This is a genomic window from Methylobacterium sp. Ger2507 (assembly GCF_055231875.1).
In genome coordinates, this window is the sequence record NZ_JBUYVC010000001.1 from 4285005 (window position 1) to 4306164 (window position 21160).

22 protein-coding genes and 1 pseudogene are annotated in these 21160 nt (G+C 67.5%); 16 read left to right on the forward strand and 7 right to left on the reverse strand.

The window, feature by feature from the left end:
• The first annotated feature begins 143 nt into the window (after positions 1-143).
• The 12 genes and pseudogenes from ACV7NL_RS19840 (at position 144) to ACV7NL_RS19895 (ending at position 8638) form a co-directional block, all read left to right on the forward strand.
• Entirely contained in the window at positions 144-2090 is a 1947-nt protein-coding gene (locus tag ACV7NL_RS19840; protein ID WP_463356620.1) for a methanol/ethanol family PQQ-dependent dehydrogenase, read from the forward strand.
• Positions 2059-2898: a substrate-binding domain-containing protein gene (locus tag ACV7NL_RS19845; protein WP_463356621.1), complete on the forward strand. Its 840-nt coding sequence runs from the start codon at positions 2059-2061 to the stop codon at positions 2896-2898. Before ACV7NL_RS19840 ends, ACV7NL_RS19845 begins: the two co-directional genes overlap by 32 nt.
• Positions 2898-3353, forward strand: coding sequence for a c-type cytochrome (locus ACV7NL_RS19850; protein WP_463356622.1), 456 nt, complete (start codon positions 2898-2900; stop codon positions 3351-3353). The genes ACV7NL_RS19845 and ACV7NL_RS19850 overlap by 1 nt, the downstream gene beginning before the upstream one ends.
• A gap of 44 nt (positions 3354-3397) precedes the next feature.
• On the forward strand, positions 3398-3796 hold the full coding sequence (locus tag ACV7NL_RS19855; RefSeq protein WP_463356623.1) for a GlcG/HbpS family heme-binding protein: 399 nt from the start codon (positions 3398-3400) through the stop codon (positions 3794-3796).
• A 19-nt stretch (positions 3797-3815) separates the two neighbouring features.
• A complete protein-coding gene (locus tag ACV7NL_RS19860) occupies positions 3816-4613 on the forward strand; it encodes a cytochrome c oxidase assembly protein (protein WP_463356624.1) in 798 nt (265 codons plus the stop codon).
• 60 nt (positions 4614-4673) lie between these two features.
• The gene (locus ACV7NL_RS19865; RefSeq protein ID WP_463356625.1) at positions 4674-5006 is read left to right on the forward strand and encodes a four-helix bundle copper-binding protein; all 333 of its coding nucleotides are present in this window, start codon (positions 4674-4676) and stop codon (positions 5004-5006) included.
• A 45-nt stretch (positions 5007-5051) separates the two neighbouring features.
• Entirely contained in the window at positions 5052-5549 is a 498-nt protein-coding gene (locus tag ACV7NL_RS19870) for a GFA family protein (protein ID WP_463356626.1), read from the forward strand.
• 353 nt (positions 5550-5902) lie between these two features.
• On the forward strand, positions 5903-7012 hold the full coding sequence (locus tag ACV7NL_RS19875; RefSeq protein ID WP_463356627.1) for an IS5 family transposase: 1110 nt from the start codon (positions 5903-5905) through the stop codon (positions 7010-7012).
• Positions 7009-7347, forward strand: coding sequence for a hypothetical protein (locus tag ACV7NL_RS19880; protein ID WP_463356628.1), 339 nt, complete (start codon positions 7009-7011; stop codon positions 7345-7347). The genes ACV7NL_RS19875 and ACV7NL_RS19880 overlap by 4 nt, the downstream gene beginning before the upstream one ends.
• Positions 7348-7615 (forward strand): annotated as a pseudogene (locus tag ACV7NL_RS19885) (transposase); the annotation flags it as partial. It abuts the gene before it with no gap.
• A gap of 44 nt (positions 7616-7659) precedes the next feature.
• On the forward strand, positions 7660-8271 hold the full coding sequence (locus ACV7NL_RS19890) for a TonB-dependent siderophore receptor (protein WP_463357175.1): 612 nt from the start codon (positions 7660-7662) through the stop codon (positions 8269-8271).
• A gap of 88 nt (positions 8272-8359) precedes the next feature.
• Positions 8360-8638: a hypothetical protein gene (locus ACV7NL_RS19895; RefSeq protein ID WP_463356629.1), complete on the forward strand. Its 279-nt coding sequence runs from the start codon at positions 8360-8362 to the stop codon at positions 8636-8638.
• Positions 8639-8857: 219 nt separating this feature from the next.
• On the opposite strand, the gene ACV7NL_RS19900 is transcribed toward ACV7NL_RS19895, so the two are convergent.
• Entirely contained in the window at positions 8858-9544 is a 687-nt protein-coding gene (locus tag ACV7NL_RS19900) for a sugar transferase (protein ID WP_082503780.1), read from the reverse strand.
• A gap of 31 nt (positions 9545-9575) precedes the next feature.
• Here ACV7NL_RS19900 and ACV7NL_RS19905 point away from each other — a divergent pair, with 31 nt between their 5' ends.
• The gene (locus ACV7NL_RS19905) at positions 9576-9803 is read left to right on the forward strand and encodes a hypothetical protein (RefSeq protein ID WP_463356630.1); all 228 of its coding nucleotides are present in this window, start codon (positions 9576-9578) and stop codon (positions 9801-9803) included.
• 604 nt (positions 9804-10407) lie between these two features.
• The gene (locus ACV7NL_RS19910; protein WP_463356631.1) at positions 10408-11133 is read left to right on the forward strand and encodes an SDR family NAD(P)-dependent oxidoreductase; all 726 of its coding nucleotides are present in this window, start codon (positions 10408-10410) and stop codon (positions 11131-11133) included.
• A 43-nt stretch (positions 11134-11176) separates the two neighbouring features.
• Here ACV7NL_RS19910 and ACV7NL_RS19915 read toward each other — a convergent pair whose 3' ends face one another.
• The 3 genes from ACV7NL_RS19915 to ACV7NL_RS19925 all read right to left on the reverse strand — a co-directional run bounded on the left by ACV7NL_RS19915 (position 11177) and on the right by ACV7NL_RS19925 (position 14321).
• On the reverse strand, positions 11177-11560 hold the full coding sequence (locus ACV7NL_RS19915) for a response regulator transcription factor (RefSeq protein WP_463356632.1): 384 nt from the start codon (positions 11558-11560) through the stop codon (positions 11177-11179).
• A gap of 107 nt (positions 11561-11667) precedes the next feature.
• A complete protein-coding gene (locus ACV7NL_RS19920) occupies positions 11668-12390 on the reverse strand; it encodes a response regulator transcription factor (RefSeq protein WP_463356633.1) in 723 nt (240 codons plus the stop codon).
• Positions 12387-14321 (reverse strand): PAS domain-containing sensor histidine kinase, encoded by a 1935-nt coding sequence (locus ACV7NL_RS19925; RefSeq protein WP_463356634.1) that lies wholly within the window; start codon positions 14319-14321, stop codon positions 12387-12389. Before ACV7NL_RS19925 ends, ACV7NL_RS19920 begins: the two co-directional genes overlap by 4 nt.
• A gap of 449 nt (positions 14322-14770) precedes the next feature.
• On the opposite strand from ACV7NL_RS19925, the gene ACV7NL_RS19930 reads away from it, so the two are divergent.
• Positions 14771-16474 carry an FAD-dependent oxidoreductase gene (locus tag ACV7NL_RS19930; RefSeq protein WP_463356635.1) on the forward strand — a complete coding sequence of 568 codons (1704 nt, stop codon included), beginning with the start codon at positions 14771-14773 and terminating at the stop codon, positions 16472-16474.
• A gap of 11 nt (positions 16475-16485) precedes the next feature.
• Here ACV7NL_RS19930 and ACV7NL_RS19935 read toward each other — a convergent pair whose 3' ends face one another.
• Both ACV7NL_RS19935 and ACV7NL_RS19940 read right to left on the reverse strand, forming a co-directional pair.
• Entirely contained in the window at positions 16486-16686 is a 201-nt protein-coding gene (locus tag ACV7NL_RS19935) for a hypothetical protein (RefSeq protein ID WP_056481950.1), read from the reverse strand.
• Between the two features lie 51 nt (positions 16687-16737).
• Positions 16738-16986, reverse strand: a complete 249-nt coding sequence (locus tag ACV7NL_RS19940; RefSeq protein ID WP_463356636.1) for a hypothetical protein — start codon at positions 16984-16986, stop codon at positions 16738-16740.
• A 426-nt stretch (positions 16987-17412) separates the two neighbouring features.
• Between ACV7NL_RS19940 and ACV7NL_RS19945 the strand changes: the two genes are divergently transcribed.
• A complete protein-coding gene (locus ACV7NL_RS19945) occupies positions 17413-19839 on the forward strand; it encodes an MASE4 domain-containing protein (RefSeq protein ID WP_463356637.1) in 2427 nt (808 codons plus the stop codon).
• Positions 19840-19875: 36 nt separating this feature from the next.
• Here the strand turns inward: ACV7NL_RS19945 and ACV7NL_RS19950 are convergent, their stop codons facing one another.
• On the reverse strand, positions 19876-21102 hold the full coding sequence (locus ACV7NL_RS19950; RefSeq protein WP_056481942.1) for an acyl-CoA dehydrogenase family protein: 1227 nt from the start codon (positions 21100-21102) through the stop codon (positions 19876-19878).
• Between the last annotated feature and the right edge of the window lie 58 nt (positions 21103-21160).

A 21160-nucleotide genomic window follows, 5' to 3' on the forward strand; every position in this document is an offset into this window, starting at 1 on the left:
GATGAAAATCACTTGAGATAAGGCAGGACTATTTCTGCATTTTATTCGTCCGGGCCTGAACACGCAGTTCCCGTCTTGGTTATACCCGTAACGACCGGGTCGGCGGCCGCCATCCGGATCTTCGTGAGCAAGAAGGGCCCTTCATGCGGCAGACTCTCGTCTCGGTCTCATTCCTCGCCATGATCTGTGGGGCGGGACCGTCGATCGCTCAGGGACAGGGAGAGGCCACCGGTCAGGGCACCGGCACCGAAGGCCCTTCGGGACAGACGCCGTCTCCCCAGCAGGAGCTTGGCAAGAACCCGAAAGCCCTGGAGCCGACGGTGAACAAGGTCACGGAAAGCGCCTCCAAGCCCACGATCCCAGCCTTCGCGCAGAAATCCGACAATGAGACGGCCGGGCAGTGGACCAGCCCCGGCCACAACACCGCGCTCACACGCTACAGTGCGCTCGACGAGATCAACCGCGACAACGTCAAGACCCTGCAGGTCGCCGCGACCTTCTCGGTGGGCACCAATCGGGGTCAGGAATCGTCGCCCATCGTCGTCGGCGACACGCTCTACCTGGTCTCGTCGTTCCCGAACATTCTCTACGCTCTCGACCTGACCAAGCCCGGTTTTCCGATGAAGTGGTCCTATGACCCCAAATCGGAAATAGCCTCCCAGGGCGTGGCCTGCTGCGATCTGGTCAATCGCGGGCCGACCTATGCCGACGGCAAGATCCTCTACAACACCCTCGACAACTTCACCGTCGCGGTGGACGCGAAGTCGGGCTCGGAGGTCTGGCGCACCAAGAACGGCGACATCAACCAGGGCGAGACCATGACGATGGCCCCGCTCGTCGCGGGCGACAAGGTCATTGTCGGCAATTCGGGCGGCGAGCTCGGGGTGCGCGGCTGGGCGAAAGCCCTCGACCTCAAGTCTGGCAAGGAGGTCTGGCGCGCCCACACCACCGGCCCCGATGCCGACGTGAAGATCGGTCCCGACTACAAGCCGTTCTACGACCAGGAGAAGGGCAAGGATCTCGGCGTCACCTCATGGCCCGCCGACATGTGGCGCCAGGGCGGCGGCTCGGTCTGGGGCTGGGTCAGCTACGACCCCGAGCTGCGGCTCGTCTATTACGGTACCTCGAACCCGGGGCCGTGGAACCACGAGCAGCGCCCCGGCGACAACAAGTTCACCGCTGGCGTCTTCGCCCGCGACGTCGATACCGGAAACGCCCGGTGGTACTACCAGTATAGCCCGCACGACTACTACGACCATGACGGCGTCAACGAGCACGTGCTCCTCGACATCGAGTGGAAGGGCAAGCCGCGCAAGGCCCTGGTGCATCCCGACCGCAACGGCCACGTCTACCTCATGGACCGCCAGACCGGCGAGGTGCTGTCGGCCGGCACATACCACTACACCAACACGAATTTCGGCGTCGACCTGAAGACGGGCCAGCTCAAGCATAACACCGACAAGGCGCCCAAGGTCGACACGGTCACGCGCGACATCTGCCCGAGCCCGCCCGGCGCCAAGGACTGGAGCCCGTCGAGTTATTCGCCCAAGACTGGCTTCCTCTACCTGCCGCACAACAACCTGTGCATGGACGAGCGCCTGAGCCAGGTCGGGTACATCGAGGGCACCCCCTATGTCGGGGCGGACGTGAACATGAAGCCCGGCCCCAGCGGTCATCGCGGCGAGTTCACCGCCTGGAACGTCACCGACGGCTCGGAAGCCTGGACCATCAAGGAGACCTTCCCCGTCTGGGGCGGCGCGGCGGCGACGGCCGGCAACGTGGTCTTCTACGGAACCATGGATGGCTGGTTCAAGGCGGTGGACGCCAACACGGGCAAGGAGCTCTGGAAGTTCAAGACCGGGTCCGGGATCATCGGCCAGCCGACCATCTGGAAGGGGCCGGACGGACACCAGTACGTCTCCATCATCGACGGCGTCGGCGGCTGGTCCGGCGCCATCGTGTCGGGCGGCCTCGATCCGCGCGAGGGCACGGCCGCCCTCGGCTTCGTCGCGGCCATGCGCGATCTACCGAAAGTCACTACGGCGGGAGGCACGCTCTATGTCTTCAAGCTTCCCAAGACTCCGTCCTAAGGTGCTGGCCGTCGCGGTGCTGGCGCTGGCCGGCTCCGGGACCGCCGGCGCACGGGAGCTTCGCGTCTGCGCCGATCCGAACAACCTGCCCTTCTCGAACAAGGCGGGCGAGGGCTTCGAGAACCGGATCGCCGAAATCGTTGCCCGGGATCTCGGGGCCACGCTCACCTACACGTGGTGGGCCCAGCGCCGGGGCTTCCTGCGCAACACCCTGAATGCCGGCCTGTGCGACGTGGTGCCGGGCCTTCCCGTAGGCACCGAACTGACTCGGCCCACCACCCCGCTCTACCGCTCCGGCTACGCCTTCGTGCAGCCGATGGGCGCCGAGCCGATCACCTCTTTCGACGATGCGCGCCTCAAGGACATGCGGATCGGCGTCCAGATGGTGGGCGACGACGGCTACAACACGCCGCCCGCCCATGCGCTGTCGCGCCGGGGCATCGTCGCGAGCGTGCGCGGCTACGGGGTCTACGGCGACTACAGCCAACCGCATCCGCCCTCGCGCATCGTCGATGCGGTGGCAAAGGGCGAGGTCGACGTGGCCGTGGTCTGGGGGCCGCTCGCCGGATACTTCGCAGCCAAGGCCGATCCGCCCCTGCGCGTAACCCTGGTGCGCCCGCCCTTCGACGGGGCGCGCCTGCCGCTCGCCTTCGACATCGCCTTCTCGGTGCGTCGCGACGACGATGACGGCGCCTTCGCCCGGGAGATCGGCGGCGCCCTGCGACGCCACCGTGCCGAGGTCGACGCGATCCTCGCAGACTACGCGGTGCCCCGCCTCGACGAACCCCGTTCCCCGGAGGTCCAGTGATGAAGCCTGTCCTCGCCGCACTCGGCGCCACCGCGCTCGTTCTCGTGGCCGCGCCACCGATCCATCGGGCTTTGGCCGACGATACGGGCGGCGGTGAGCCCAAGGTCGTTCTCACGCCGCAGGGCGTCGGCGGCGCAGCGGTGCCGACCACCGGGGCGGAGATGGCCAAGAAGTACGAGGACGACCCGGATGCGATCGCGGCCGGTAAAGGCCTCTACGCCGCCTTCAACTGCAACGGCTGCCATGCGGGTGGCGGCGGGGGCTTCGGGCCCGCCCTGTCCGACCATCAATGGATCTACGGCGGTTCGCTGCCGAACATCGTCGCGACGCTCTACGAGGGCCGCCCGAAGGGTATGCCAGCCTGGCGCGGCAAGATCCCCGATGAGCAGATGTGGCAGCTCGCGGCCTATGTGAAATCGCTCAGCAAGCCCGGCGGCATCGCCCCGCCGCTCTGACGCACGCCCGACAATCGGATCCGACACGGCGCAGGAGAGACCGAATGCTCACGCTCGACGACGCCAAGCGCATCATCGCCGCAGCCGAAACCTCTGCCAGTGACAACGTCAAGCAACCCATGAACATCGCGGTGGTCGACGGCGGTGGCCATCTCCTGGCCTTCGTGCGCCATCCGGACGCCTGGCTCGGCAGCATCGACATCGCCATCAACAAGGCGTTCACCGCGCGCGCCTTCGACCTGTCCACCAAGGACCTGTCGGAGCTGAGCCAGCCGGAGGAACAGTTCTTCGGCATCCATGCGAGCAACCACAGCCGCGTCGTCATCTTCGCGGGCGGCATCCCGCTCAAGCGCGACGGGCGGGTCATCGGCGCGGTCGGCGTCAGCGGCGGCTTCTCGAAGCAGGATCAGGCGGTGGCCGAGGCCGGCGCCGCAGCGCTCTGAAGCGAGAGGCCGAAACCGCATGTTCGAGTCGATCACCCCTTATTGCGGCAGCCCGCCGGTTCCCGGCCTCCTGGCGGAGCGTTGGAACCTCGATCCCGTGCTCATCACCGGTCTCGTGGGCAGCGCCCTGGCCTATGCAATCGGGGCGGCGCGCGCCGGCCTCGGCCGCTCCGAGCGCGCGCTATTCTTGGTAGGCTGGAGCATCGTCGGGTTGGCGCTCGTCTCGCCGCTCTGCGCGTTCTCGGTGGCCCTGTTCTCGGCCCGGGTCGGGCAGCACATGCTGATCGCCCTCGTGGGCGCCCCCCTCGTGGTGATGGGCCGCCCGCGCGTGGCTCTTCGCGCCCTGATCGGCGGGCGGGACCTCGAACCGATGCGGCATCCCGGCGCCGTAGCTTCGGGCGTGGTCTTCGCGCTCATGCTGTGGCTCTGGCACATGCCAGGACCCTATGCCGCCACCTTCCGCAGCGACGCAATCTACTGGCTGATGCATCTCACGCTGTTCGGCAGCGCGCTCGCCCTGTGGTCGAGCCTTCTCGCCGGGGGGTCCGAGAGCCTCGCCAGCCTCCTGCTCGGCATCGGCACCTCGATCCAGATGGGGCTCCTCGGCGCGATCCTGACCTTCGCCGGCCGGACGCGCTTCGGCGACCACGTGTTGACCGCGCCGAGTTGGGGCTACACCCCGCTTCAAGACCAGCAGCTCGGCGGCATTCTGATGTGGATTCCCGGGTGCGGTATCTTCGTGGCCGCGGCCTGCTTGTCCTTTCATCGGCTGATCCGGACCGATCCCGAGCCGGTCCTGTCGAAGCAGGGGCCCTGATCGACGCGGCCAAGCCCGACCGGCGCATCATCTTGCCCCTTCACACACACCCAAGGTCCTATGCATTCGACATCAAGCGAGATGCACGCCTGCACCGAGGCGTGCCTGAGCTGCTACCGGACCTGCCTCGGCATGGCCTCGGACCACTGCCTTCCTGTGGGCGGCAAGCACGTCGAGCCGCAGCACTTTCGCCTGATGCTCGCCTGTGCGGAGATCTACCGGACCTCGGCGCATTTCCTGCTCCTGGGCCTGCCCGAACACCGGAGCACCTGTCGGACCTGCGCCGAAGTGTGTCAGGCCTGCGCAGCGAGTTGCGCGACTGTCGGCGGCATGGACGATTGCGTCGCCGAGTGCCGCCGCTGCGCCGAGATGTGCCGCCAGATGGCGGCCTGACCGGATACCCGCTTCCGATCCGTTCCGCCCGATACGGGGTTGCCGATGCCGTTCGCCCTCGAGGGCTCCTGCCGCTGCGGCGCCGTCGTGTTCGCCTGCCAGAGCCACACGCCGCAGCCCTATCAGCGCTGCTACTGCTCGATCTGCCGCAAGACGGCCGGAGGCGGCGGCTACGCCATCAATCTCGGGGCCGACACGGCGAGCCTGGAGATACAGGATCCCGGCTCAGCCCTGCGGGTCTTCCGCGCGGAGATCCGCCAGGACGATGGCGCCTGCAGATTGTCGTCGGCGGAGCGGAACTTTTGCGCTCAGTGCGCGACGGCGCTCTGGCTCTTCGCGCCGGATTATCCGGATCTCGTCCATCCCTTCGCCTCCGCGATCGACACGGCTCTGCCGGTCCCGCCGGCGAGCGTGCACATGATGCTGCGCTTCAAGCCGGACTGGGTCACCACGCATGTCCGGCACGGGGATGCGATCTTCGAGGGCTATTCCACGCAGTCGCTCGAAGACTGGCACCGGAAACGCGGCCTCTGGGTCGACTGAATGCGGGCTGCACCCGAACTCTCCGGGCGTCGCTCGGTTCATCCATCGAGGCGCTGAGCGCCCGTCCACCTCTCACCGTCGACGAACCCGGCGGCAGACATGCCGCAGATCATCCGTTCGACCCTCCCCCGTCTCCGCGCCCCCCATCTGGCAGTCCTGCTTCTCGGCTGACCCTGACCCAGCAAAGTGGTCCACGCTGAACGCAAGTTTTTCGGACATCCTGAATCTTGAACGAGCGTGGATGACATGCCTCGCAAACGCTTCACGAACGCCTAGCAGGGTGTTGAAGAAGTCCGTGGCGTGACGGGGCTTGGCATGATTCACTCCGTCCCGGCGGCGGACGGGGAAGTCAGATGCGAGGCTTAGATCAACGTTCGGGAGCGTTGTTCTCGTATGTGGACCTTGAGGCTCGGGTCCGTGCGGATCATCCCCTGCGGAGCATCCGGCAACTGACGGACGAGGCGCTGGCGGCCCTAAGCGGGTCGTTCTGGGCGCTTTATGCGGCTCGGATGGGTCGTCCGTCGATCCCGCCCGAGATGCTGCTACGGGCCCTGCTCCTGCAAGCGTTCTACTCGATCCGCTCGGAGCGGCAGCTGATGGAGCGGCTGGAGTTCGACCTGCTGTTCCGCTGGTTCGTAGGACTGGGCATCGACGATCAGGCCTGGGATCATTCGAGCTTCACCCGGAACCGGGATCGGCTTCTGGCCGGCGATATCGCGGCCCAGTTCCTGGCCGCCGTGCTGGCTCAACCCCGCGTGAAGCGGCTTCTGTCCAGCGATCACTTCAGCGTCGACGGGACGCTGATCGAGGCATGGGCCTCAATCAAGAGCTTCAAGCCCAAGGATCAGGGCGGCACCAATCAAGGGGAAGACCCGCCGCCCTCCGCCGGCGAGCGTAACGCCGAGGTCGACTTCAGGGGTCAGACGCGCTCGAACGAGACCCACGCGAGCACCACGGACCGAGAAGCCCGCCTCTACCGCAAGGGTCCGGGAATGGAGGCCAAGCTCTGCTTCCTCGGCCACACCCTGATGGAGAACCGCTCGGGCCTGATCGTGGACACCCGCCTGACCTCGGCGAACGGTCACGCCGAGCGGATCGCGGCCTTGTCGATGATCGAGCCGAGGGCGGATCGGCCCAAGGCAATCTCGGTGGGTGCCGACAAGGCCTATGACGCCGAGGACTTCGTCAATGAGCTCAGGTCGATGAACGTGCGCGCGCACGTGGCCCGGAACACCAACGGCCGCCGCTCCTCCATCGACGGACGAACCACCCGCCACGCCGGCTACGGTCGGAGCCAGAAGATCCGCAAGCGAATCGAGGAGGGCTTTGGCTGGATCAAGACCGTCGGCGGCCTGCGCAAGACCCGTTTCGTAGGCCGCGACAAGGTCGGATGGGCCTTCACTCTGACGGCCGCGGCCTATAACCTGGTCCGCCTGCCAAAGCTGCTTGGAGCTCTGGCGTGAGCGTCCTGGGCAAGTGGCGGATCGTCGAGTTACCCGGCTACGAGGACGACTATGCCGACATGGTCGAGCCAGCCTACATCCTCTTCGAGAAGGGTCGCGGCGAGTTCGATTTCGGGTGTGTCACCGGGGCTTTCGCTGGCGGAGCCGGCCACGGGAGTGATCGTGCCGCCATTGCGTTCGACTGGAACGGCAATGACGAGATGGACCCGGTCTGCGGCTTTGGATCGGCTGAGCTCCAGGCTGACGGATCGCTTCGCGGCGAAATCCGCGTCCATCGCGGCGACGAAATCCCCTTCATCGCCCGCCGTTGGCCGACTTTTTCAACACCCTGCTAGATCGCTTTCGCCCTTCGGCAGGCGAAGAACGGTGCGACGGTCGACGAGGTCTGCGCGGCGAGATGGGTGGGTCCGAGCCAACGTTTTATCGCTGAAGGAAACAGTTCGTCGGCATGGGCGTACCAGAGATCCGGCGGCTCAAGCAGCTGGAGGACAAGAACAGCAAGCTGAAGCGGCAGGTCGCTGACCTGACGCTGGACCGATCCATGCTGCAGGAGGTCCTGAAACGAAAGTGGTGAGGCCCACCGCTCGCTGCGAGGTCGCCGGCCTTCCGGTGCCGACATCTCACAGATCTCGCCGGCCAAGCCCGAGATCGGTGAGACCGTGGAGGCCGGCGTGAAGTTCGTGCCGCCGGGCGCGGTGACGTCCTTCCTGTTCGCCGTCCTCGACACCAAGAAGCGCAACGCGCTCAGCTTCGACGCCACCGATCCGCTGCAGCAGGCCTATTACCAGACCGGCGAGGTCGACGTGCGCGGCTTCGAGATCAAGGGAACGGTCGAACTCAGCAGCGGGTTTCGCCTGCTGAGTTCACTCACCGCACTCGATGCGCGGGTCACGCGGGACACGCCGCCGGCCGGCCTCAGCGCGATCGGCAGGCGGCCGATCCAGGTGCCCAACATCGTGATCTCGAATTGGCTCGACTACACGGTCCAGACCGGCGCCTTCCGCGGCCTCGGATTCGGCGTCGGCCTGCGCTACATCGGCGATACCTATGCGGACGCGCAGAATACGGTCCCGGTGAAGGGCTACGTCCTCACCGATGCTTCGATCCGCTACACCTATGACAGCTGGCGCTTCCAGGTTGCAGCCAACAATCTGTTCGACCGGGTCTATGTCGGGACCTGCGCGCTGCTCGCCGGCTATACCGGCTGCAACTACGGTGATGGCCGCCGCATTACGGGCTCCGTGACCATTCGCTGGTAGATGTCGCCGCAGGCTCGAAGCGCCCGAGCTCCGGGCCTGCCTGAACCGATCCGTCGCGCGCGGTTGGCGCGCGAAAGGAGAAAGGTTCATGGCCACGAAGATTGTGCTGATCAAGGCTGCGCTCGCCTTGGTTCTGCCGCTCGCCATCATTGGGACGCGATCGGCGCGAGCGGAAATCCCGGCTCAGACCGGGACGGGCGGTGGAGCCCTGTCCACCAAGACCGCACCCAACACGTCGAGCGTCGGGCGGACCAAGCCCCCGGGCAGTACCGCGGGGCCTGAGATGTCCGCCGAGAAGGAACGCCGCACGCCGCAGCAGAAGAAGGATTCGGAGATCACCAGCGGGATCTGCAACGGCTGCAATTGAAACACCCGAGCAACATCGAACGCGCAAGCGTGTCGTGCCGTCCCCTGCCCGCCCCCATGCGAGGGATGGCCGGCGAATCGGGTTCGCGTCCCTCGTTCACGCGGCCCGGTTCGCCGTTCCGTCACCGTCCAAGGCGGGATGGCGAGGGGTATGGAACATCCGATCGCGCGGATGCGACATCTCGCAGATGAGATATCGGCGCGATCGGGCGGGGCGCGCTTAGCGGCTTCCGCGCTGGGCGAGCACGGCCGGGACCGTGCGGACCAGGATCGAAAGATCGCGTGAGAACGACCAGTCCAGGGCGTAGGCAAGGTCCATCTCGACTCGCTCGGCATAGGAGCAGTTGCTGCGACCGGAGACCTGCCACAGTCCGGTGACGCCGGGCGTGACTGAGAAGCAGGTCTGGAAGGCGGCGCCATAACGGGCAACCTCTGCCTGCACGATGGGCCGGGGACCGACCAAGCTCATCTCGCCCTTCAGAACGTTGATCAGCTGGGGCAACTCGTCGAGGCTGGTCTTGCGGAGGATATGACCGAGCGGGGTGATCCGCGGATCGTTTGTGAGCTTGTGGGTTGCGTCCCATTCCGCACGTGCAGAGCGGCTTTGCGCAAGATGCTCCTGAAGCAGGGCATCACCATTGGCCATCATCGACCGGATCTTGAGGCAATCGAAGGTCCGTCCGCCGAGGCCGATGCGGCGGTGACGGAAAATGGGCGATTTACCATCTTGAGCCCAGACCGCGACCAGAAGAACGGCCATCAGCGGAAGCAGAAGGAACAGGGTGATCAGGGCGATCGAGACATCCACACTGCGCTTTGCCGCCAAACCGATGTGACGAGACTGGGTCTGGCTGAGAGGAAACGCAAGGTTCGATTGTTCTGCCGCCACGTAATCATCCCGTTTCATATCGGTGTCCTTTCGAACAGCAGTTAATCAGATGTTGGCCAATTTCAGCGAAATTCGTGCCACATCGAATTTAGGAATTTCGCGCCATTTTTGGACGTTCGGGAGCGCTGTTGCGGGTCCCATAGCAGAAACACGCCGCTGGCCGCACCATAAAAAAATACGTGCAGGCGTATTTTGGGACAGAGAGGCAATGTCAGAGCAGGTGATGAACAATGCTGCCACTTTTTATACCGAGGCGGCTTACAATCGACAGTTTTGATTGATTGTCCGATTGCTTCCGAGGGCCGAATCTCTGTTGTAACGATAATAGGCTAGAAGTGTGTCATTTGATGAACTGCTGCACTGTCGGTGTGCTTGTTCATAGGCGTTGAGGGGAAATCGATTTTCTACGCACGATAAGGAGAACGCAGTGTCAGACAAACGCGGCGAAATCCTGTCGCGTCTCTCGTGAACTCCATCAACCTTGCCGCTCGTGGCGATCCACCCAGGCTGGAAGAGCCTGATGCTCAGCGAGGCCGAAGAACCGGATGGAAAGTGCCGGTTCCGCCCACTGGGGCCTCGAACAAGTGTTGTGGGTTCCATCCCACGGGCTCCGGCACCACAAATTTCGGGCGTTGTGCGTTCCCCACCGAACTCACCGGACCCGCCGCGCGCGGCGCGGCCCGTTCGCGATGCCGAATACGATGAAACCGTGCAGAACCCGGGTGCGACGCCGAGGATGTACTCATTCATCTACCCTTGGAGCCTGTGCAGCCATAGCGTCTCACCAGCTCCCCGGACCTGCTCGAGACGCATCGGATTCCGCCCCGAAACGTCGAAGGTGTCCGAACGGTTCCAGCAAAATTGACAGGGTAAATGAAGCTATGGCCAGCGCTGTGGTGATCGGTGCCTCCGGGGGGCTCGGCCGCGCGCTCGTCGGCGCTCTCGCGCTGGGTGGGGAGCACGCTAGCGTCTTCGCCCTGTCCCGTGCGGGAGCCGCCCTGGGGGACGTCGTCCCCGAACCGGTCCGCTACGGCTGCGTGGATGTGACCAACGAGGCCTCGATTGCTGCCGCGGCCGAGCGCGTGGCGCGCTGCGGGCCGGTTGGGCTCGTCATCGTCGCCACGGGCCTCCTGCATCAGAGTGGACTGGTACCCGAGAAGGCGATCCGCACCCTCGACCCGGCCGCCATGGCGACGGTATTCGCCGTCAACACCATCGGTCCTGCCCTGGTGGCCAAGCACTTCCTGCCGCTGTTGCCCCGGAGCGGACGCAGCGTCTTCGCCGCCCTGTCGGCGCGGGTAGGGTCGATCGACGACAATCGCCTGGGCGGCTGGTACGCCTATCGTGCCTCGAAGGCGGCGCTGAACCAGATCCTCCGGACCCTGTCCATCGAGGCGAAGCGCACCCATCCCGACGCGATCGTGGCCGGCCTCCATCCCGGAACGGTGGCGACCGGCCTGTCCCGGCCGTTCCGGCCCGATGCCGGGGCTCCGGGTCTGTTCACGCCGGAGGTGAGCGCGGCCCACCTCCTGGCGGTGCTCGACGGGTTGAATCCCCCGGATTCGGGCGGCGTCTTTGCCTGGGACGGGCAACGGATTCCCACCTGACTGGGGCGCGCGTCGCGGCGCGATTCCGTCCGGCAGGAGCGGCTCAGGTGGATCGGGTCCCGGTGTGCAGGGCGCGGTGCAGGGACCGGATGATCTCGGCCCCGTCGCAGGGCTTCTTGAGGAAGTCGCTGGCGCCGGCAGCCAGAAGGGTGTCGCGGAGGCGGTTGGTGGGGAACGCCGTCATGAAGATCACCGGCACGGTCGAGCCGCGGGCGAGCAGGCCCTGGTACATCTCCAGGCCCGACATTCCAGGCATCTGCACGTCGGTGAGGACGCAGTCGGGCACCGGCGCGTCGTGGCATTCGAGGAAGGCGCGTCCGGAGGCGTAGATGCGGGCGGTGTAGCCGAGGGAGCGAACCAGGCTTCCGGTGGCGATCCGCACCTCCTCGTCATCGTCCACGATGGCGATCACCGGCACTGCTGGCATGGCTTGACCCCGGGGTTTGCTGCCCGGTCACGGCGATCCGGAGGCGTTGGCCCATGCTCTGATATGGGCTTCGGCATCGCCGCTGGGAATCATACGGAGGTTTGCCGTCAGGCCGGGGGCTCGCCCTCCATCCTCGGGGACCGTCGCGGCGACAGCGATGACGCTCCCGGTCGATCTCGGCCCGGCGAGATGCCGAGGGCTTCCGCGCTGCGGACCAGATCGGCCAGCGACCGCGCCTTCATCTTGCGCATGACCTGGCCCCGATGGATCTTCACCGTGATCTCGCTGAGCCCGAGATTGCCCGCGACCTGCTTGTTGAGCAAACCGGCGGTGACCTGCGCCATCACTTCGCGCTCGCGCGGCGTCAAGGTCGCGTAATCGCCTTTCAGGCCGTCCAGGGCCGCGTGGGCGCTGCGCTGATGCGAATCGCGCGCGAGGGCGGCTGCGATCGCGTCGAGCAGGTCCTGCTCGCGGAAGGGCTTGGCCAGGAAATCCACCGCTCCGGCCTTCATCGCCCGCACCGACATCGGGATGTCGCCGTGCCCGGTCATCAGGATGATCGGCAGGTCGATCCCGAGCGCGCTCATCTGATCCTGGAAGTCGAGGCCGCTCACCCCCGGCAACCGGACGTCGACCACGAGGCAGCCCCCGCCCGGTGGGCGTGGCGCGGCGAGGAAATCCGTCACCGAGCCGAAGCTGAGGCAGGGCAGGTCGACCGAGCGCAGGAGGCCCGAGAGTGCGTCCCGGAGATCGCTGTCGTCGTCCACCACGAACACCGTGGGCGGCGCGGCCGGAGGTCGGGCGGGTTCCGTTGCGCCGTTGCGTCTCATGAACGCCTCCCGGGCGTCGTGGGGATCGTGAAGTGGAAGGCGGCGCCTGGCCCCTCGTGGCCGGAGACCCAGAGGCGACCGCCATGGGCCTCGATGGTCGAGCGGCAGATCGCCAGCCCCATGCCCATCCCGTCGGGCTTGGTGGTGAAGAAGGGTCGGAACACCTGCTCGATGACCTCATCCGGGATGCCCGCGCCATTGTCCGCCACGGTGACGCGGACTGCTGCTGCGTCCGCTGCGACCCGGAGGATGAGACGACGGGGACGGTCGTCGACCGTCGCCATGGCCTGCACGGCATTGATCATCAGGTTGATCAGCACCTGCTGCACCTGCACCCGGTCGCCCAGGATGGCGGGCAGATCGGATGCCAGCTCGCGCATCAGGCGCACGCCGCTGCGCGCCAATTCACGCTCCAGCAACTGGGCCGATTCGTCGATCATCTCGCGCAGGTCGATCCAGTCGCGCGGGGGCGGTGCCTTGGCCAGGAAGGTGCGGATGCGGGACACGATCTCGCCCGCGCGCGTGCCGCTTGCCACGACCCGGCGCAGGGCCGATGCGGCTTCCATCAGGTCTGGAACGTCCCGTCGAAGCCAGCGCAGGGCCGCCTCGGCATTGGTGACGATCGCCGCCAGGGGCTGGTTCACCTCGTGGGCGATCGAGGCAGTCAGTTCGCCGAGCGTGGTGACGCGCGCGGCGTGAGCCAGCTCGGCCTGGACGGCGAGGAGTGCTTCCTGGGCTTGCTTGCGCTCGGTGATGTCGACCGCGAAGACCAGCACGCACTCGAACCCGCCGGGCTCGGAGGGGAAGGTGATGCCGAACAGGATCGGCACCCGTGCGCCCGACAGCGTCCGGATCGCCGTCTCGCCCTCGAAGAACGCGTCGCCGCGCGCGAGTGCGGCCAGGGAAGCGGCGAAGGTCGGCTCGTCGTCGGGCAGGTACGCGTCGAGGGTGCGGGGGGGCGCCGCTTCCTCCCCGGCTCCGATCAGGCGCCGCATCTCCGCGTTCGCCTCGACGATGGTGACGCTGCGGCGCAGGGAGCGAACCATCTCGGGATGCCCGTCGAGATAGGTCCCGAGCGTTGCGCGCGTCTCGGCCGGGAGCGCATCGAGGGCCGCCCGGACCGCTCGCCAATCCTGCTGCAGGATCGAGACCCGCGCGCTGTCGAAGATGGTGCGGTAGCGACGCTCGCTCTGCACCAGGGCTGCGTGTGCGCGGCGGCGCTCCGTGATGTCGGTATTGGTCTCCAGGATCGCGACCGGCTCGCCGCGCGCATCGCGCTGGAGCGACCAGCGGCTCTCGACCACCACCTTGGCCCCCGACCGGACGGACTGGACCAGCTCGCCCTCCCATCGCCCGGTTCGCATCAATTCGGCCCGGATCGCCGCCTCCCCGTCCGGGAAGACGGTGCGCAGCAGCGCGTGGACCCGCCGGCCCCGAACCTCGTCCCGGCGCCAGCCGTAGAGATCCTCCGCCGCCCGGTTCCAGAACGTCGCGATCCCGCTCGGCGCGCGCACGAAGATCGGGTCGTGGGTGAGTTCGAGCAGTTCGGCCTGCTCGGCCAGGATGGTGGCGGTCGCCTGGTTGCGCAGCACCAGCAGAGTGCTCACCCCGATCGCCGCGAGGCTGACGAAGGCGCGCAGCAATGCGGAATCGCGGTCGAGCGGGTCGTGCGACAGCAGGTAGGCCACCGCCGTCAGCATCAGGCAGCCGATCGCCACCCGGATGACGCCATTCCGCTCGAAGGCCCGCGCCGCCATCAGCACGACGACGACGTAGAGGACGGCCACCGCCCCCTCCAGCGGGGTGAACGCATCGATGAGGAACAGCGCCGCCGCACAGCCGAGCGCGAGCGCGCCGAGGCCTCTCAGGCGTCTGCGGCCTTCGTCGCCGGTGCCGAGAGCGGATGGACCGGCTACGAGGCGCGCGTCCATCGAAACCTCGCGAGCCTGCTCGGGACGAGCGTGCGTCTCCGTCGGCTCGGGACGGCCGACGACAGCCGGGCTCGACGCACAACCTTCACGGCACACGGCTCCGCGCCTTTCGGGTCTGCGTCCGCATGCGTTCGCTCCGTTCCTCCCGGGCTTGCCGGGACCGGCAGCCGACCCCCTGTCCTCGATCCAGACAGGACTGCGAATCTTGCATGTTCCGCTTGCAGATTGGACGATCCAATCCCTGTGTCCGGGCGCGTTCCGCGTCGGATCACCCCACGCCTCGATGGGGGCGGCTCCGTACAAAACGACGCGCGATCGGACAAGCGCGACGCGACGCCGTCGTCCAGCATTGCTCGCACCGACCCGGCGGGACGGCGCGCGGATCAGGCGTGGCCCGAGCGCCCCGCCGGATCTAAAACACCGCGTTCGAAGACACGGAGTGCGCTGACGTGACCGACACGAATTCGGCGCTCCAAGATTCGGCGCCCCAAGATTCGGCGTCCACGGATGTGGCACCGGACGCCGGGGGCGACGATCGCTCCGCGCAGACCTTTCCCCACCTGAGTGCGGAAATGGCGCAGCGGGTGGCCGCCTATGGCACCGAGGAGATCCTTGCGGCCGGGACGCTGCTGTTCTCGCGCGGCCAGCGCAGCGTGGACTTCTTCCTGGTCCTCTCGGGTCAGGTCGACATGTTCGAGACCGATCATGCGGGGGCCGCCACGGTGTTCACCGTGCACACCGCCCGCCAGTTCACCGGCGAACTCGATCTGCTCAACGATCGCGAGATCCTGGTTTCGGGCCGGGCCGCCGTGGAGACGTGGGTGGTCCGCATCCCGCGCAGCGACTTCCGCCGCCTGGTGACGGCGGAGCCGGATATCGGCGAGATCATCATGCGGGCGTTCATCCTGCGCCGGGTCGGACTGATCCGGCACGGACGGGGCGGCGTGGTGCTGATCGGCCTTGGCCATCACCGTGAAACGTTGCGTCTCGAACGCTTCCTCGTTCGCAACGCCTATCCCCACCGCATTCTCGACATCGCCCTCGACCCCGAGGCCCGGCACGCCCTCCAGGGGTTCGGCCTCACGGCAGCCGACCTGCCGGTGGTGATCGCCCCGGGCGAGGCCGTGCTGCGCAATCCCTCGAACGCGGCCCTGGCGGATGCGCTCGGCCTGACGGAAGCCCTCGACCCGGGCCGCATCTACGACGTTGCGGTGATCGGCGCCGGTCCGGCGGGCCTCGCGGCCGCCGTCTATGCTGCCTCAGAGGGACTCGACACCATCGTGATCGAGGGGATGGCCCCGGGCGGGCAGGCCGGGACCTCCTCGAAAATCGAAAACTATCTGGGTTTTCCCACCGGCATCTCGGGCCAGGCGCTCGCCGGTCGGGCCCAGGTCCAGGCGCAGAAATTCGGGGCGCGGCTCGCGATCTCCCGCATGGCGGCGCAGCTCGATTGCGGCGGTTCGGCCTTCCGAGTGGTCCTGGAGGACGGCGGAAGCGTCCCGGCCCGTGCGGTCATCGCTGCCACGGGGGCGCGCTATCGCCGGCTGGACTTGCCGCGCTACGCCCATTTCGAGGGCCAGGGCATTCATTACGCCGCCACGGCCATGGAGGCGCAGCTCTGTACGGGCGCCGAGGTGATCGTGGTCGGCGGCGGGAACTCGGCCGGTCAGGCCGCGATGTTCCTGTCCCGCACCGTGGCGCACGTCCATCTCCTGGTGCGGGCGGACGGGCTGGCCGCCACCATGTCGGACTATCTCGTGCGTCGGATCGCGTCGTCGCCGCGCATCACCCTGCATACCCGGACCGAGATCGAGGCGCTGCACGGCGACGATACGCTGACGTCGGTGACGTGGCGCGACCGGTCGACCGGCCTCGGCGAGACCCGGCCGATCGGGAACATCTTTGTCATGATCGGCGCGGTGCCGAACACCGGATGGCTGGCGGAGTGCCTCGCCCTCGATCCGAAGGGCTTCGTGCCGACGGGGATGAACCGGGACGGGCTACCGGCCACGTCGCCCTACGCCACCGTCGTGCCCGGCCTCTACGCCGTCGGCGACGTCCGGGCGGGCTCGGTGAAGCGGGTCGCCTCCGGCGTCGGCGAGGGCTCGGTGGTTGTCCAGGCGGTCCACGCCTTCCTACATCCGGATCCCTGACTCGCTTCCCGTCACGGGTGGGTGCGCAGGAGGCCGTGATGGCGGCGCGGGGCGCCCTCCCCCCGATCCTGTGTCGCCGGGGTTCGGGCGGTCTGGCCCCCCGGTGCCCCGGCGGCGGCGAGCCCCGCCGGGGGTGTGTAGGTCTGGGCGAAGGGTGCCGTCGACCCGAGGGCCAGGGCGGCTGCGAGGAAGGGCCGGACGAGCAGGTTCATGGTCGGTCTCCCTGGAGATGCCGCGCGGCGGCGGGCCGGACTGGACGGGAGTCAGAAGGCGGGGCCGCCGGACGTCGTGCCGAAATTCGGGACCGCATGATTGGTCTCGTCGGCGTTGCCGCCCTTGGCCGAGCTGTCGAGGCTTCGGCCGGCCTGCGGCGCCCTTTCGGTCGGGAGCGAGCCGGTCGTGGCGATATCGGCGCCCTGCCGGGTGGCGACCGGGTGATGCATCGGCGTCGCGAAGGCAGGGGCGACGAGGCCGAGCTGGAGAACCGCGAGGGTGGCGAGTTGCTTGATCATGGGATGTCTCCGGTTGGATAGTGGTTTCGATGGCGACCCGTGGACTGAACACTTCGTGTCGCCAGTCCTCGGTTCGTGCTCACATCCTAGCCAACCTGGAGAGGCGCGATATTATACAGCGGATCATCGATGTGATTCCTTTGGTCGACGCCATTATACCAAGGTTTGCATATCAAGTGTTCGTCTTTTCGAATTCCGCCTCGAAACATGCATGAAACGCGATTCGTGGTCGGTGGGGATCTGCGCCATGGCATTCGCCCCGTAGCAACAGCCTGTCGCCGCGTAGCAACAGCGTGTCCTCTTTCAAATAATCGACGGACATCCGGGGTTGCCCGGACCGTGTGCGACCAAGCTCATCGGTGGTACACCAGCTTTGGTCCTGGCGGCCGGGCGATTCGCCTGTGACGTGCGGCCAGGAGGTAGACCGTGCCGAAAAACGCTGGTGTTTCAGGCCTCTCGACCTTCGCGGATGCCGGACCGACGCGCCTCCAGACCCGATTCGCGGCGGTCGTCTCTCTTGCTTTCGGTGTCCTGACCCTCGCGCTCCTGCCCATCGCGGCCGATCCCATCGGGGCGATGCCGGGCTTCGTTCCCAGTTATCAGGCGGCGCTGATCACGGTCTACGCCGTCACCACATGCCTGTTCTTCGCGCAGTTCAGGCGGACCCGCTCGGTCCCGCTCCTGGTACTGGCCGCCGGCAGCCTCTGCACCACCGAGATCGTCGCGATACAGCTCTTGACCTTTCCGGGCCTGTTCGGCCCGGGGCGGATCATCGGGTCCGGTCCCGGCACAACGACCTGGCTCTGGACCCTGTGGCATCTCGCGCCACCGCTCTTCGCGCTTCCGTATGCGATCATGGAGGGCGATCAGCGCCCGCGCGCCGTGCCGAGCCATCGCGTCGCCCGGGTCGGCGGCCTGACAGCCCTGGCGGTGACGGCCGTCGTCGCCGCGCTGACCTGGATCATCACCGACTATGTCGATTACCTGCCGCGCAGCGTCGAGGGCGACAAGTACTGGCTTCTGACAACCTCCGGCATCGGCCCCGGAGTCGTTGTCCTGACCGTTGCGGCGCTGGCCACCCTGTGCTGGACGACGCGCCTGCGCAGCGTGCTCCAGCTCTGGCTCGCGGTTTCGCTGCTGCTCCTCGTGTTCGACAACCTGATCACCCTCGTGGGGGCGGCGCGCGGCACGGTGGGCTGGTTCGCCGGGCGGCTCGAGGCCCTGATGGCCGGGATCATCGTCCTCGGGGTCTATCTGCGCGAGGTCGACGTTCTGTACGGCGCCGCCGAATCGGCGGCCGAGGCGAGCGAGCGCCAGCGGGCGGAACTCGAGATCGCACGCGACAACTTCGCGGTGGCGCTCGAGGCCGCCGACATGGGCGACTGGACCCTCGATCTCGCCAACGGACAGGCCCGGCGCACCCTGCGCCACGACCGCATCTTCGGCTACGACAGTCTCTTGCCGCGCTGGGGCCTCGCCGACTTCATCGGCCATGTGGTGACTGAGGACCGCGCCCTGGTGGAGGCCGCCCTGGCACGGGCCGAGGATGAGTCCACGCTCTGCTTCCAGTGCCGGATCACCCGAGCCGGCGATGGCGCCGAGCGCTGGATCGACGTGCGCGGCCGCCTCTATCGCGGCGCCGACGGCCGTCCCGCCACCCTGGCGGGGGTGGTCATCGACACCACCGATCGGCGCGAGGCCGAGCAGCGCCTGAATCAGTCGCAGAAGATGGAGGCGATCGGCCAACTCACCGGCGGTGTCGCCCACGACTTCAACAACCTCCTGACGGTGATCGTCGGCAATCTCGACATGATCGTGCGCCGACCGGACAACGCGCAGCGCGTCGAGCGCCTCGCGACCTCGGCGATGACCGCGGCGCGACGCGGGGCCGAGGTCACCGAGAAACTGCTATCGTTCTCGCGGCGGCAGGTGCTGCGGCCCGAGACCGTGAATCCCAACCATCTGCTGAAGGACTTCCAGGGCCTGCTTCAGCGCGCGGTCGGCGAGACCGTGGCTCTGATCCTCGACCTCGACGCGGCTCTCGATCCGGTCCGCCTCGATCCCGGCCAGTTCGAGAGCGCCATCCTCAACCTCGCGGTCAATGCGCGCGATGCCATGCCGGGCGGTGGCACCCTGACGATCCGGACCCAGAACCTCGCCGTGACGCCGGAGCGCCGCGGCGCCCTGTCCGACCTGACGCCGGGAAACTATGTCCGCGTTTGCGTCATCGATACCGGCCTCGGCATGGATGCGGCCACAGCCGCGCGGGTGTTCGAGCCGTTCTTCACCACCAAGGATGTCGGAAAGGGCACCGGCCTCGGCCTGAGCCAGGTCTACGGTTTCGCCCGCCAGGGCGGCGGTCAGGTCCGCGTCACGAGCGCGCCCGGCCAGGGCACCACCATCACCATCGACCTGCCGCGCTCGGCCGAGCCCGCAATCGCGAGCCTGCGCACCGACGCACTCCTGCCTCTGCGCCGGGCGGTGGAGGGCGAGGTCGTTCTGGTGGTCGAGGACGAGGCGGCCGTTCTGGAGATGGCGGTCGAGAGCCTGTCCGAACTCGGCTACCGCACCCTCACCGCCACGCATGCGGCCGAGGCGCTGGACCGCCTGAAGGGGCCGGAGCGGATCGACATCCTGTTCTCGGACGTGGTGATGCCGGGTGGCATGAACGGGGTTGAACTCGCCACCCATGCCCGGACGCTGCGTTCCGGCCTGCGGGTGCTGCTCGCCTCCGGCTATACCGGCTCGGCGCTCGGCGAGCAGGGTGTCCCCGTGGACTTGCCGCTCCTCAACAAGCCGTATCGGCGCGAGGATCTCGCCGACAAGCTACGTCTGGTGATGGGCGGGCGCTGACACCCGTCGGGGTTCGTCAGCGCCGCGTCACGCGTGTCAGGGCTTGGGCAGCATCCGGTCGCTGATGATGCGTCGCTGGATTTCGCTGGTGCCCTCGAAGATCGTGGTCAGCCGCGCGTCGCGCCAGTAGCGCTCGACCCGGCGCTCCGTGGTGTAGCCGTTGCCGCCATGGAGCTGCATCGCCTGGTTGGTCACCCGCACGGCCATCTCGGTACAGACGAGTTTGACCATCGCCGATTCGCTCTCCGCCGGTTCGCCGGCATCGAGCAGATGCGCGACCTGGTTCCAGAAGGCGCGTGCTTGCGCGATATCGGCCGCCATGTCGGCGAGCGCGAAGCGCAGGGCCTGGAAATCGCCGATCGGGTGACCGAACTGCTCACGCTCCTGCAGGTAGGCCTGGGTGTCCTTCAGCGCCGCCCGGGCGACGCCGACCGCGCGGGCCGCCGTGTGCACCCGCGCGATGTTGAGGCCGCGCTGGACCGAGGCGAAGCCACCCGAATCCGCATCCGCGCCCTGGTCTCCGTAGAGCCCGGTCAGACGGTCGCTCTCCGGCACCCGCACGCCGTCGAGATCGAGTTCGAAGGTCAGGAAGCCGTGATATCCGATCTTGTCGATCACCCGTCCGGTCATCCCGGGCGGGAAGGTCCCGGGCTCCTTGACCACCAGGAAAGGCTCCAAACCGGCCGAGCGCGGCTCGCCGGGCTCCGGGTCGCGGGTACGGGCCAGAACCTCGACGAAGTCCGCCGCCTTGGCGAAGCCCGCCCAGCGCTTGGTTCCCGTGAGGACCCAGGTGTCGCCGTCGCGCACCGCCCGGGTCTGCACGCCGGCCAGATCGGAGCCCGCCGTCGGCTCGGACAGCGCGATGCTGCCGATCCACTGACCCCGGGCGGATTTCTCGAGGAGGCTCCGGCGCCGCTCCGGATCGAGAGTCTGGGTGCCGAGACCCTGGCCGCGAGCCAGGATGCTGCCGACCGAGAGCCAGGCGCGGGCCAGTTCCTCGGATACCAGGCAGTACTCGAACACCCCGAGGCCGAGGCCGCCCTGCTCGGCCGGAATGGTGATGCCGAACCAGCCCTTGGCCGCCATCCGGTCGATGAGGGTCCGCGGCATCTCCGCCTTCTGCGGGTCGAGTTCGTCGGCCAGTGGCATGACGACGTCTCTGGCGAAGGCCCGCGCCTCCGCCTGGAGCGCCGCGCGCGCCTCGGTGCGCCACGGCGGCAGCAGGTCCGGCGGAGAAGGGTCCACGCGATCGGGCTTGGCCATCCTGTTCCCCCCTCGGTTGCATGGGTTCGACCGGTCCCCGTCTTCCGGGTTCCTGCCG

What these genes read in the sequence shown, in the direction of transcription:
- ACV7NL_RS19910 (WP_463356631.1), top strand. Translation starts at nt 10,408, where the DNA reads ATGGCCAGCGCTGTGGTGATCGGTGCCTCCGGGGGGCTCGGCCGCGCG.
- ACV7NL_RS19900 (WP_082503780.1), bottom strand. Translation starts at nt 9,544, where the DNA reads ATGAAACGGGATGATTACGTGGCGGCAGAACAATCGAACCTTGCGTTT.
- ACV7NL_RS19950 (WP_056481942.1), bottom strand. Translation starts at nt 21,102, where the DNA reads ATGGCCAAGCCCGATCGCGTGGACCCTTCTCCGCCGGACCTGCTGCCG.
- ACV7NL_RS19875 (WP_463356627.1), top strand. Translation starts at nt 5,903, where the DNA reads ATGCGAGGCTTAGATCAACGTTCGGGAGCGTTGTTCTCGTATGTGGAC.
- ACV7NL_RS19870 (WP_463356626.1), top strand. Translation starts at nt 5,052, where the DNA reads ATGCCGTTCGCCCTCGAGGGCTCCTGCCGCTGCGGCGCCGTCGTGTTC.
- ACV7NL_RS19855 (WP_463356623.1), top strand. Translation starts at nt 3,398, where the DNA reads ATGCTCACGCTCGACGACGCCAAGCGCATCATCGCCGCAGCCGAAACC.
- ACV7NL_RS19840 (WP_463356620.1), top strand. Translation starts at nt 144, where the DNA reads ATGCGGCAGACTCTCGTCTCGGTCTCATTCCTCGCCATGATCTGTGGG.
- ACV7NL_RS19915 (WP_463356632.1), bottom strand. Translation starts at nt 11,560, where the DNA reads ATGCCAGCAGTGCCGGTGATCGCCATCGTGGACGATGACGAGGAGGTG.
- ACV7NL_RS19940 (WP_463356636.1), bottom strand. Translation starts at nt 16,986, where the DNA reads ATGATCAAGCAACTCGCCACCCTCGCGGTTCTCCAGCTCGGCCTCGTC.
- ACV7NL_RS19850 (WP_463356622.1), top strand. Translation starts at nt 2,898, where the DNA reads ATGAAGCCTGTCCTCGCCGCACTCGGCGCCACCGCGCTCGTTCTCGTG.
- ACV7NL_RS19860 (WP_463356624.1), top strand. Translation starts at nt 3,816, where the DNA reads ATGTTCGAGTCGATCACCCCTTATTGCGGCAGCCCGCCGGTTCCCGGC.
- ACV7NL_RS19925 (WP_463356634.1), bottom strand. Translation starts at nt 14,321, where the DNA reads ATGGACGCGCGCCTCGTAGCCGGTCCATCCGCTCTCGGCACCGGCGAC.
- ACV7NL_RS19895 (WP_463356629.1), top strand. Translation starts at nt 8,360, where the DNA reads ATGGCCACGAAGATTGTGCTGATCAAGGCTGCGCTCGCCTTGGTTCTG.
- ACV7NL_RS19920 (WP_463356633.1), bottom strand. Translation starts at nt 12,390, where the DNA reads ATGAGACGCAACGGCGCAACGGAACCCGCCCGACCTCCGGCCGCGCCG.
- ACV7NL_RS19935 (WP_056481950.1), bottom strand. Translation starts at nt 16,686, where the DNA reads ATGAACCTGCTCGTCCGGCCCTTCCTCGCAGCCGCCCTGGCCCTCGGG.
- ACV7NL_RS19845 (WP_463356621.1), top strand. Translation starts at nt 2,059, where the DNA reads ATGTCTTCAAGCTTCCCAAGACTCCGTCCTAAGGTGCTGGCCGTCGCG.
- ACV7NL_RS19865 (WP_463356625.1), top strand. Translation starts at nt 4,674, where the DNA reads ATGCATTCGACATCAAGCGAGATGCACGCCTGCACCGAGGCGTGCCTG.
- ACV7NL_RS19905 (WP_463356630.1), top strand. Translation starts at nt 9,576, where the DNA reads ATGTTGGCCAATTTCAGCGAAATTCGTGCCACATCGAATTTAGGAATT.